Below are 11,164 nucleotides of genomic sequence, written 5' to 3'. Positions count from 1 at the left end.
GTCGCGGCGTGATGCACCCCACCACCGGGCGGAGGCGTCGAACCAGGCGGCGGAGGCGGCACCGGAGCACCGGGAGAACCAGGCGGACCGGGAGGCAGCGGCGCACCAGGGGCGCCATGAGCACCCGGCGCCCCGGGCGGACCGGGAGGTGCGGGCGGCCGAAGCGGGCCCGAACCGCCCATGCTCGGGTCGGCCAGCATCGTCGCGGCGTGATGCACCCCACCACCGGGCGGAGGCGTCGAACCAGGCGGCGGAGGCGGCACCGGAGCACCGGGAGAACCAGGCGGACCGGGAGGCTGCGGCGCACCAGGGGCACCGGGCGGCCCCACCTGGGGGGCGAGCTGCGTCGGCAGGTACCCGCCCGCCGGGGCACCGGGCGCACCCGGCCCCGAGGGCGGCGGCACGGGCGCACCCGGCCTGGCGCCAGGGGTTCCGGGAGCACCGGGCGGCGGCGGGGTCGACGGACCGCCACCACGCGAACCGCGCGGCGGCACGGCGGCCTTGCTGGTGGCCGCGTCCGCGATGTCACCGGCACCCGTGCCCGAAGCACCGGGCACGCCCGGCGGAATACCAGGGATGCCGGAGCCACTGGAGGCACCAGGGACACCTGAGCCACCGGAGACACCAGGGGCGCCGCCCTGCGGGCCCAGGCCCGGCACGACCGCCGTGCGCGGCAGCTGGCTGCCGCCCGACATCAGGGCCGTCGGCGCATCGGCCGGCACGACCGGCGGCGGCGTGCCGTCGTCGTCGGCACCCGAGAGCGGCGGCGCGAACACCGTGGCCGGCAACGGCACCGCCCCCTCGTCGCTGTCCGAATTCGTGTCCGTACCCGCCCACGGGGTGGACCCGGCCGGCACGTTCTGCGGACCCGCCGGGACACCGTCGTTGGCGGTCGGCTCGTACGCGACCTGTCCGCCGTGCGAACCCGGCGACGCCTGACCGACCGGGGCGGCCGGGACGGCGGGCGGCGCAGAGAACGGCGGAGCCGGCGAGACCGGGGCGGCCGGCGGGGCCGGGGACGCCGGGGAGGCCGGAGACGCCGCGTCCGGGCTCCGGTCCTGGCTCCCGCCCTGGCCCTCGCGGTGGTCCGGGATGCCCAGCTTGTCGGCCGCTTCCTGGAGCCACTCCGGGGGGCTCAACAGGAACGACGTCTGATTGAGGTCGATGCGCTGGGGCGGCTCCGGAGCGGCCGCGGCCGTCGCCTGCGCGCCGTACTCCTCCTCGTACCGCCGGATCACCTCGCCCACCGGCAGCCCCGGCCACAGGGTGGCCTCGCCGCTGTCCCGGGCGATCACCAGCCGCTGCTTGCCGCCGTCCGAGACGGGGCCCTCGGCACGGTCCTCGCCCCACACCACGAAGCCCAGCTCGAACTCCCGCACCCGCACCTCACGGTGCTGGTACGCGGGCACGTCGCCGTTGATCCACTCGTCCGCGCGCTCCTGCGCCTGAGCAAAGGTCACCATCGCGCTCACCCCTCCACCGGGACGGCCCGCGCGAAGCCGCCGTCCACCATCAGGTTCGCCACGGTCTCCAGCTCCGGCGGATTGCCCGCCAGACGCTGCAGGAAGGCGTCGAAGTCACTGCCGCACGGCAGCAGCAGCCGGTCCACCCGCTCCTGCACGTTCCAGCCGTCCTGGTCCCGGGCGTCGTCGTACGCGCAGAACCAGACCGAGCCGATGCCGTTGCCCTTCACCTTCACCGCGACGATCCCGCCCTGGACGAAGCCGACACCCAGGAAGTCCTTGGTGAGGTGGTCGCGCAGGCACTTGTTCACGTACACCAGGTCGTTCGCGGCGGCCTGCTCGCGCACCGTGAAGAACGGCTGGTCGACCAGGAGCCCCAGCTCCGCGTCGAGCGCCGCGCCGACCGGCGCCGAACCGCCCGCCGCCTTGAGGAACGAGCGGTAGGCACCCGGCAGCCGGTAGCCGAGGTCCTCCTCGACGCCCTGCACCTGCGACTCGCTCACCGCCACGGCACCCTTCGGCAGCCGGAAATGCGCGGGCCGGGTCTCCTGCAACGGGCGGGTGCCCCGCTTGTTGTGGTCGACCGCCGTGGCGGCCAGGCCTGCGTGGTGCCGCAGCAGCGCCTTGACCTCCACCGGGACCAGCTCCATGCGCCGGCCGCCGGGCACGTGGTGCCACGTCCAGCCGTGCGGAGTGGCGACCGCCGGGATCGTGTCCCACAGCTCATGGCCGCTCGCCGCCAGCGCCGCGTTGGCCGAGACGTAGTCGGTGAGCCGCAGCTCGTCGACCCCGAAGCCCTGCGGCGGCTCGGCGATCTCGGCGGCCGCACGCGCGTACGGCGCGAAGTCCGGGCTGCCGTTCCCGTCCATCCGCACGCCGCCGGGGTGGCGGGACGCCCGGACCGGGTCCGGGAAATGCACGAGCTGCCCGGCGTAGGCCGCGTTCGGTGGCGCGGCTTGCTGCCCGAGCCGACCTGTCGTCATGGCGGTTGCCCCCTGCTGCGTCTGGCTGGTGAGGACCGGCCTGCCCAGGGGCAGGCCGGTCCTGGCACAGCCTATGCGGTGGCGCAAGGGCCGGTCTCGCCCATGTGACCTGTCCTACGCCTCCCCCTCCGCATCCGTCACGAACCGTCACAACGGCGTGACGTACGAGCGACGCTCCCACCACGACCGGGCGACACGGACACACGTTTCACCGACCCAGCTTCCCCACCAGCCGGGACATTTGGCAGGCTGTCACCGCAACTCGGGGGGCGTGCACATCGCGCAGCTACAGCTGCGGGCACGGGAGGGAAAGCACCATGCACACTGCACAATCAGTCACATCCGGCGATCCACGCCTCAGCTGGAGCAGCACCGGGGCCGGCCTCGCACCCCGACTGCTCCACCGGCGCGACGGCATCCTGCCCGCGGTCGCGGCGGCACTGTCCGTCCGCGGCGAGACACTGACGTGCACCGCGGGCAAGGGCGACCAGCCCCCCGTACTGCACCCGCTCGTCCAGGACTTCCTCGACACCCTCCCCAGCGGCCGGCGCGAACGCTTCACCGGCCGCTGCCCCGAGGCGATACTGCTCTCCCGGCAGCTCACCGCGGCGGAGACGACCCGCTCCAAGCGCGCCCAGCGCAAACCGCTGACCAACGGCGAGGCCCGGCGCGCCCTGAAGCACTCCCGGCTCACCGCACGGCGCATCCGTGAGGACGGCGACCCGATGCACGGCAGCTACGCGCCGCCGTGCCGCTCCTGCACGGCGATGCTCGCCCACTTCGGCGTACGTCCCGTCGACCTCACGACCACCGGGGCGGCGACCACCGCCGAGAAGGGCTGACCGCACGCCGATGCACGACCGAACCGACGTACCCGAACAGACGGGCCCCGCGGACCGCGACCGCAACTCCTCCACCCGCTTCCCCGTCGCCGTGGACGCCGCCCTGCGCACCGCGGGCTGGCAGCCCGGCCGCTGGGACATCCGGCAGGCCGAGGAGTGGGCCGACGCCCTGCGCTCGCACACCTCGCCCGCCGGCCACCAGCACGCGGTCTTCCCCGCGGCCGTGGAGGCATGGGCCGAGTTCGGCGGACTCCACATCACCGCGTCCGCGCCGGGCCGCCAGATCGCACCCGCCCCGGTACGGATCGACCCGCTGAGCGGACTCCACCTCGCCCGCACCCTCGGCGACCTCGGCCGCGCCCTGGAGACCGAGGTCAGCCCGCTGGGCGAGGAAGGCGACGGACAGGCGGTCCTGGCGATCGACACCGAGGGCCGCGTCTACAGCATCGACCACACCGGCGACTGGTACCTCGGCCCGGACATCGACCAGGCACTGGCCACCCTGATCACCGGCATCCAGCCGGAACGCCTCGTCTCGGACTGACCCCGCAGGGCCGTACCGGCCGCTCGCCCGGGGCTCCCGGATCAGGCGGCCCCACGACACGGACCACCGCCCGCTGCCACTGAGCCCCCGGCTCACGCGGCCACTCGGCTCACGCGGCCCCGGCTCAGGCCGCCGCCCCCTCGGCCGGCAGCACCGCCGACACCCGGAAGCCGCCCGCGTCCGTCGGACCCGAGACGAAGACACCGCCGAGCCCCAGCACCCGCTCCCGCATCCCGACCAGGCCGTTGCCCCCGCTCGGCAGCCCCGCGTCCGCCGTGGCCGCGTCCGACGGACCGTTCTCCACCTGCATCGCGACCTCCGCGTCCCGGTGCGCCAGCCGCACCCAGGCCTTCGCACCCGCCGCATGCTTGTGCACGTTCGTCAGGGCCTCCTGCACCACCCGGTACGCCGTCTGCTCGACCTCGGGCGGATACGAGCGGGCCTCGCCGTCCACCGACAGCTCCACCGTCATCCCCGCCGCCCTGGACTCCCCCACCAGGGTCTCCACCTCGTCCAGCCGCGGCCCGTCCTCCGTCGCGGCGGCCGCGGCGGCGGCAGCGGCCCGGCCGACCGAGGCCAGCGGCACCGAGGCCGGCCGGTCCGTCACCGACTCCCCCGCACGCAGCACCCCGAGCATCTCTCGCAACTCGGTCAACGCCTGCCGGCCCATGTCACCGACCAGCGCCGCGTTCCGGACCGCCTTCGCCGGGTCCTTCGGCGCGACGGCCTGGAGCGCGGCGGCGTGCACCACCATCAGGCTGACCCGGTGGGCGACCACGTCGTGCATCTCGCGGGCGATCCGGTGACGCTCCTCCGCACGCGCCCACTCGGCCCGCTCCTCCGCCCGGTCGGCGAGCAGCGACAGCTCCCGCTCCAGCGAGTCCGCCCGCTCCCGCAGGCTCTCCATCAGCCGCCGCCGGGCCCCTATGTAGAGGCCGAACAGCACCGGCGGCGCGGTGAGCCCGAGCGACATGAAGAGGGACATCAGCGGTACGTACCAGTCGCCGGGCCCGAAATCGGCCTGCTCGTCGACGCTCTGCCGCAGCCGTACATAGGTGACGATGAACGTCCCCGCGAACGACATCCCCATCAGCACCGCGGTGATTCTCCGCGGCACCTCGGAGGCGGCCAGCGTGTAGAGGCCGACCAGGCCCATCAGGAAGCCCATCTCGGCGGGCGTCGTCGCGATCGCGACCAGCACCACGGCTATCGGCCACCGCCTCCGCACCACCAGCACGGCCCCCGCCAGCAGCCCGAACAGCACCCCCACCGGCACCGGCAGCCCGGTGTCCCCGGCGAACTCCACCCCTTCCAGTGCGCATTCCAGCGCCGACAGGAGCCCGAGCCCCACATCCAGGGCGACACCCCGCCGCCGCTCCCACCACCAGTAGCCGCGGGTGGTCGGTCCCGCCGCCTCCAGGTCTGCCCCCGTTGCGGTCATGCCATCCACCCTACGGGCGGCCGCACCTCATTTTCGGGCGACCTGGACAGCACGTGCGCCTGCGAAACAGAGATGGAACGACCACTTATCGCTTGAAATGGTGAATCGAGCGGACTTTCGCACCGGACGTCCGCATTCCGGACGACGCTCGTCGTATGACGGAAATCACGAGCAAGTACGCCAACTTCGAAGACCTGCGCGAGCAGGCCGTCGCCCTGCGCCGGGAGGGCCTCAGCCTGCGGCAGATCAGGGACCGCCTCCACATTGACAACAACGACATCCTCGGCCGCCTGGTCAAAGGCGAACCGGCCCCGGAGTGGACGAAACGCCCGCGCGCCAAGGACGACCTCCGGGAGAAGGCGCGAGAGCTGCGCGGCCAGGGCATGACGTACGACCAGATCCAGGTGGAGCTGGGCTGCTCGAAGAGCTCGATCTCGCTGTGGGTGCGGGATCTGCCGAAGCCGGAGCCTCGCTATACCGACGTGGAACGCCACGCGCTCATGAACGCCGGCCTGTCGCGCCTGCGCGCCACCCAGAACGAGGACCGACTCAGGGTCAAGGCTCACGCGCAGGAAGCGGTCGGCCAATTATCGGACCGGGAACTATTCCTCGCTGGGGTAACGCTGTACTGGGCCGAGGGCTCCAAGGACAAGACGTACAGTCGCCGAGAGAGCCTCCAGTTCATCAACAGCGACCCCAACGTGATCGCGCTGTACCTACGCTGGCTCGACCTGCTTGAGGTTCCGCGCGAGCGCATGCGCTTCCGGGTCAGCATCCACGAGTCGGGGGACGTTGCAGAGGCCGAGCAATTCTGGGCAGACCTGGCGGGCGTTCCCGCCTCCACGCTCCAGAGAGCGACCCTGAAGAAGCACAACCCCAAGACCACGCGCAGGAACACCACCGAGACCTACCGTGGATGCCTGATCATCTACGCCACCAAAAGCGCTGATCTTTACCGTCGCGTGGAAGGCACTTGGTACGGCATAGTGTTGGGTGCCGCACGTTCAACCAGCTAACGAGTTGTCCGATTCGGCCGCATTTGCCATCCCCTGTGGTGTAATGGCAGCACAGTGGCTTTTGGTGCCATTTGTCCGGGTTCGAATCCTGGCAGGGGAGCTCAGACGCAAGGGCCCCGGCCTCCAAGGCCGGGGCCCTCACCCATGTCCGCTCACCAGCCCCCCGGTATCCTTCGGGTGTCCACCACCCGAAGCCGAAGGGCATTTCCGTGAGCTCCGAACGCCCGGCAGCCGTCGTCGTCCTCGCAGCGGGTGAGGGCACCCGCATGAAGTCGAAGACCCCCAAGGTTCTGCACGAGATCTCCGGGCGATCGCTCGTCGGACATGTCGTCACCGCCTCCCGCGAACTGGACCCCGAGCACCTCGTCGTGGTCGTCGGCCACGGGCGCGAGCAGGTCACCGCGCACCTCACCGCCGTCGACGACCGGCTGCGCACCGCCCACCAGGCCGAGCAGAAGGGCACCGGCAACGCAGTGCGCGTCGGGCTCGACGAGCTCGGCGGCACCGTCGAGGGCACCGTGATCGTCGTCTGCGGCGACACCCCGCTGCTCTCCGGCGAGACGCTCACCGCGCTCGCCGCCACCCACACGGCCGACTCCAACGCCGTCACCGTGCTGACCGCCGAGGTGCCGGACTCCACCGGCTACGGCCGCATCGTCCGCGACCCGGCCGACGGCGCGGTCACCGCGATCGTCGAGCACAAGGACGCCACCGACGCCCAGCGCGAGATCCGGGAGATCAACTCCGGGGTCTTCGCCTTCGACGGCCGACTGCTCGCCGACGCCCTCGGCAAGCTCCGCACCGACAACAGTCAGGGCGAGGAGTACCTCACCGACGTCCTGTCCATCCTGCGCGAGGCCGGGCACCGGGTCGGCGCCTCGGTCGCCGGGGACCACCGCGAGATCCTCGGCATCAACAACCGCCTCCAGCTCGCCGAGGCCCGGCGGCTGCTGAACCAGCGGCTGCTGGAGCGCGCCATGCTGGCCGGCGTGACCGTCGTGGACCCGGCGTCCACGCTGATCGACGCCACCGTCACCTATGAGCGCGACGCGATCGTGCACCCGGGCACCCAGCTCCTGGGCGCCACGCACCTCGGCGAGGACGCCGAGGTCGGCCCGAACTCCCGGCTCACCGACACCGTCGTCCGCGCGGGTGCGCGGGTGGACAACACGGTCGCGGACCGGGCCGAGGTCGGCGAGGGCGCGACGGTGGGTCCGTACGCCTATCTGCGCCCCGGCACCAGGCTCGGCGCGAAGGCCAAGGCCGGTACGTACGTGGAGATGAAGAACGCCACGATCGGCGAAGGCACCAAGGTCCCGCACCTGAGCTATGTCGGCGACGCGACGATCGGTGACCACACCAACATCGGTGCCGCGAGCGTCTTCGTGAACTACGACGGCGTGGCCAAGCACCACACCACGATCGGATCCCACTGCCGTACCGGGTCGGACAATATGTTTGTGGCGCCTGTCACGGTCGGGGACGGCGCATACACCGCGGCCGGCTCGGTCATCACCAAGGACGTACCGCCCGGTTCGCTGGCCGTCGCCCGCGGCCAGCAAAGGAATATCGAGGGTTGGGTGGCGCGAAAGCGTCCGGGAAGCGGCGCCGCGCAGGCTGCTCAGGCCGCCACATCGGAGCGCGACAGCGAAAGCTGACCGGAAACAGGTACGCCGCGCACGGCGTACCGTGATAGATGCTCACCCCATTTCGGCTGGCTCGTTGCACATCGGGACACATGCGTGCAGCGCCAGGAACACGTCTGAGGAGACTGTGCTGTGACCGGGATCAAGACGACCGGCGAGAAGAAACTGATGCTCTTCTCCGGCCGCGCCCACCCCGAGCTGGCCGAGGAGGTTGCGCACCAGCTGGGTGTCGGCCTCGTGCCGACGAAGGCCTTCGATTTCGCCAACGGTGAGATCTACGTCCGCTTCCAGGAGTCGGCCCGCGGCGCCGACTGCTTCCTGATCCAGAGCCACACCGCTCCGATCAACAAGTGGATCATGGAGCAGCTCATCATGCTGGACGCGCTGAAGCGCGCCTCGGCCCGCTCCATCACGGTGATCGTGCCGTTCTACGGCTACGCCCGCCAGGACAAGAAGCACCGCGGCCGCGAGCCGATCTCGGCCCGTCTGGTCGCGGACCTGATGAAGACGGCGGGTGCCGACCGCATACTCACCGTCGACCTGCACACGGACCAGATCCAGGGCTTCTTCGACGGCCCGGTCGACCACCTCTTCGCGCTGCCGATCCTGGCCGACTACGTCGGTGCCAAGGTCGACCGTTCGAAGCTGACGATCGTCTCCCCGGACGCCGGCCGTGTGCGCGTCGCCGACCGCTGGTGCGACCGTCTGGACGCCCCGCTGGCGATCGTGCACAAGCGCCGTGACAAGGACGTCGCCAACCAGGTGACCGTCCACGAGGTCGTCGGCAATGTGAGGGGCCGGGTCTGTGTCCTGGTCGACGACATGATCGACACCGGTGGCACCATCTGCGCCGCCGCCGACGCCCTGTTCGCGCACGGCGCCGAGGACGTCATAGTGACGGCGACGCACGGTGTGCTCTCGGGCCCGGCCGCGGACCGGCTGAAGAACTCCAAGGTCAGCGAGTTCGTCTTCACCGACACCCTGCCGACCCCGGGCGAGCTGGAGCTCGACAAGATCACGGTGCTCTCGATCGCGCCGACGATCGCGCGCGCTGTGCGTGAGGTCTTCGAGGACGGCTCGGTCACCAGCCTCTTCGAGGAGCAGTAGGAACAACCCTCTTCCAGGGGCAGCAGGAGCGGCGGAACAGCGGCTCCGAAGATCCACTTTGGGGGCGGCCTCCCCGCCGGGTAGACTCACTGAGTTGCTCGGCGAGGGAGGCCGTACTCATATGTACGGCGGTCCGTTATCGACGCGCTCTTCGTAGCAGGCCTGTCGTGGGCCGGGTGACCGTCCGAGTTTCGTCACCCCACGAGGAGTGCAGTCATGGCTGAGGTCAAGCTCGCCGCCCAGGTCCGTACCGAGTTCGGCAAGGGCGCCGCCCGTCGCACCCGCCGCGCGAACCTGGTCCCCGCCGTCATCTACGGCCACGGTGCCGAGCCGGTCCACGTCACCCTGCCGGGCCACGACCTGATGATGGCGCTCAAGACCGCCAACGTCCTGATCGGCCTGGAGATCGACGGCAAGGACGCCCTGGTCATCCCGAAGGCCGTGCAGCGCAACCCGCTCAAGGGCGACATCGAGCACGTCGACCTGCTGACCGTCAAGCGCGGCGAGAAGGTCAACGTCGAGATCGCCGTGCACGTCGAGGGCGACCTGGCCCCGGGCGGCAACCTCCTGGAGTACGTGCAGAACACCCTGCTCGTCGAGGCCGAGGCCACCCACATCCCGGAGTCCGTCACGGTCTCCGTCGCGGGCCTGGACGCCGGTGCGTCCGTTCTCGCCAAGGACATCCCGCTGCCCGAGGGCTCCGTGCTGGCCGGTGGCGAGGACGCCGTCGTGCTCCAGGTCGTCGCCGCGCAGGCCGAGGAGCCGGCCGCCGAGGGCGAGGGTGAGGGCGCGGAGGCCTGAGCCTCGCCCGCACTGCTTGACTGACGGGGTGGCGGTTCCTTGTTCGAGGACCCGCCGCCCCGTTTCCCTGTATCCGGGCCGTCCGGAACCATCCGTACATGAGGAGACCGAGCACAGATGTCCGACGCCACCGACCCCTGGCTCATCGTGGGCCTCGGCAACCCCGGTCCCGAGTACGCCGCGAACCGGCACAACGTCGGCTTCATGGTGGCCGATCTCCTGGCCGAGCGGATCGGCGGGAAGTTCAAGCGTGCGCAGAAGGCGCAGGCGCAGGTCGTGGAGGGCCGCATGGGCCCGCCCGGACCGGCGAACCGGCGGGTGATCCTGGCCAGGCCGATGTCGTACATGAATCTCTCGGGCGGCCCCGTCACGGCGCTGCGCGACTTCTACAAGGTGCCCACGGACCACATCGTGGCGATCCATGACGAGCTGGACATCGACTACGGGGCGCTGCGGCTGAAGCTGGGCGGCGGCGACAACGGGCACAACGGGCTGAAGTCGATGACCAAGGCGATGGGGGCGGACTACCACCGGGTCCGGTTCGGGATCGGGCGGCCGCCGGGGCGGATGCAGGTCGCGGACTTCGTGCTGAAGGACTTCTCGTCCACCGAGCGCAAGGAGCTCGCTTACCTGGTGGACCGGGCGGCGGACTCGGTGGAGTGCCTGCTCGCGGAGGGTCTGGAGCGGGCCCAGAGCGCGTACAACTCGTAGCGCCCCTGCTACTCGCTGCTCGCTGCCGGCTGCTCGTACAACTCTGACATTCCTGCCGCTAACCCGGCGATTTCCGGCCACGAGTTGACCAGTGGTGCCGGTCTGCCCAAGGATCGCTCCCCATGAAGCGGAGCTCCTCACACCGCGCCCTGGTCTACGCCCGCAACGCGGCCATGGGCTGTGTCGCCCTGTTGCTGCTGGTGGCGGGTGCGCTGTCGTCCTGGGACGAGGCGCAACACATCGTTCTGGCCAAGGGCCGTGAGCACGGCACGATGACCGTGACCGGTTGTGGGGCCGATGTCTGTACGGGCCCGTTCACACCGTCGGGGCCGGCTGGGGCACGTGCCCGGGTGATGATCGACAAGTCCGTCGCGGCGCGGCGGGGTGACCGGTTCCCCGTGGTGGTCAAGCCGGGTACGGACGATGTGGTGCGGACCGGGACGCCGGGCTTTCTGCATGCCTGGGTGCCGCTGGGCGGTGCGCTGTTGCTGGCGGGGCTGGTGATCGGTGGTGGTCTGCGGCTGACCCGGACCGGCTGGGGCACCGCGATCACGGGCGCGGCCCTGCTCGTGGCGACGTTCATCGCGTTGTGAGCAGGGCCGCGGCCGTT

General features: G+C 71.3%; 10 protein-coding genes, 1 tRNA gene and 1 pseudogene. 9 read left to right on the top strand and 3 right to left on the bottom strand.

From position 1 onward, the window contains the following. Window positions 1-1,463 (bottom strand): annotated as a pseudogene (locus ACIRJP_RS17955) (hypothetical protein); the annotation flags it as partial. A gap of 5 nt (window positions 1,464-1,468) precedes the next feature. Further along, window positions 1,469-2,446, bottom strand: coding sequence for an SMI1/KNR4 family protein (locus tag ACIRJP_RS17950; protein ID WP_404174537.1), 978 nt, complete (start codon window positions 2,444-2,446; stop codon window positions 1,469-1,471). Between the two features lie 317 nt (window positions 2,447-2,763). On the opposite strand from ACIRJP_RS17950, the gene ACIRJP_RS17945 reads away from it, so the two are divergent. Together ACIRJP_RS17945 and ACIRJP_RS17940 are read left to right on the top strand one after the other, a co-directional pair. Beyond that, window positions 2,764-3,288, top strand: a complete 525-nt coding sequence (locus ACIRJP_RS17945) for a YwqJ-related putative deaminase (RefSeq protein WP_404174534.1) — start codon at window positions 2,764-2,766, stop codon at window positions 3,286-3,288. Window positions 3,289-3,298: 10 nt separating this feature from the next. Next, window positions 3,299-3,832 carry an SUKH-3 domain-containing protein gene (locus ACIRJP_RS17940; protein ID WP_404174531.1) on the top strand — a complete coding sequence of 178 codons (534 nt, stop codon included), beginning with the start codon at window positions 3,299-3,301 and terminating at the stop codon, window positions 3,830-3,832. A gap of 124 nt (window positions 3,833-3,956) precedes the next feature. On the opposite strand, the gene ACIRJP_RS17935 is transcribed toward ACIRJP_RS17940, so the two are convergent. Then, entirely contained in the window at window positions 3,957-5,273 is a 1,317-nt protein-coding gene (locus ACIRJP_RS17935; RefSeq protein ID WP_404174528.1) for a sensor histidine kinase, read from the bottom strand. Window positions 5,274-5,428: 155 nt separating this feature from the next. Here ACIRJP_RS17935 and ACIRJP_RS17930 point away from each other — a divergent pair, with 155 nt between their 5' ends. From ACIRJP_RS17930 to ACIRJP_RS17900, 7 genes are all read left to right on the top strand, one after another. Next, the gene (locus tag ACIRJP_RS17930) at window positions 5,429-6,289 is read left to right on the top strand and encodes a hypothetical protein (protein ID WP_404174525.1); all 861 of its coding nucleotides are present in this window, start codon (window positions 5,429-5,431) and stop codon (window positions 6,287-6,289) included. Window positions 6,290-6,318: 29 nt separating this feature from the next. Further along, window positions 6,319-6,389 (top strand) — tRNA-Gln (locus ACIRJP_RS17925). A gap of 109 nt (window positions 6,390-6,498) precedes the next feature. Then, a complete protein-coding gene (gene glmU, locus ACIRJP_RS17920) occupies window positions 6,499-7,947 on the top strand; it encodes a bifunctional UDP-N-acetylglucosamine diphosphorylase/glucosamine-1-phosphate N-acetyltransferase GlmU (protein ID WP_376622680.1) in 1,449 nt (482 codons plus the stop codon). Between the two features lie 120 nt (window positions 7,948-8,067). Further along, the gene (locus ACIRJP_RS17915; RefSeq protein ID WP_404174521.1) at window positions 8,068-9,042 is read left to right on the top strand and encodes a ribose-phosphate diphosphokinase; all 975 of its coding nucleotides are present in this window, start codon (window positions 8,068-8,070) and stop codon (window positions 9,040-9,042) included. A gap of 216 nt (window positions 9,043-9,258) precedes the next feature. Continuing rightward, window positions 9,259-9,843 carry a 50S ribosomal protein L25/general stress protein Ctc gene (locus ACIRJP_RS17910; protein ID WP_404174518.1) on the top strand — a complete coding sequence of 195 codons (585 nt, stop codon included), beginning with the start codon at window positions 9,259-9,261 and terminating at the stop codon, window positions 9,841-9,843. A 117-nt stretch (window positions 9,844-9,960) separates the two neighbouring features. Next, window positions 9,961-10,554 (top strand): aminoacyl-tRNA hydrolase, encoded by a 594-nt coding sequence (pth, locus tag ACIRJP_RS17905; protein WP_404174515.1) that lies wholly within the window; start codon window positions 9,961-9,963, stop codon window positions 10,552-10,554. Window positions 10,555-10,676: 122 nt separating this feature from the next. Then, the gene (locus ACIRJP_RS17900) at window positions 10,677-11,147 is read left to right on the top strand and encodes a hypothetical protein (RefSeq protein WP_404174512.1); all 471 of its coding nucleotides are present in this window, start codon (window positions 10,677-10,679) and stop codon (window positions 11,145-11,147) included. Window positions 11,148-11,164: the final 17 nt, after the last annotated feature.

It is taken from the genome of Streptomyces sp. NPDC102437 (assembly GCF_044765565.1).
Classification (GTDB): Bacteria; Actinomycetota; Actinomycetes; order Streptomycetales; family Streptomycetaceae; genus Streptomyces.
Note: the sequence above shows the minus strand (reverse complement) of the source record. Positions and strands in the feature narration are given on the sequence as shown.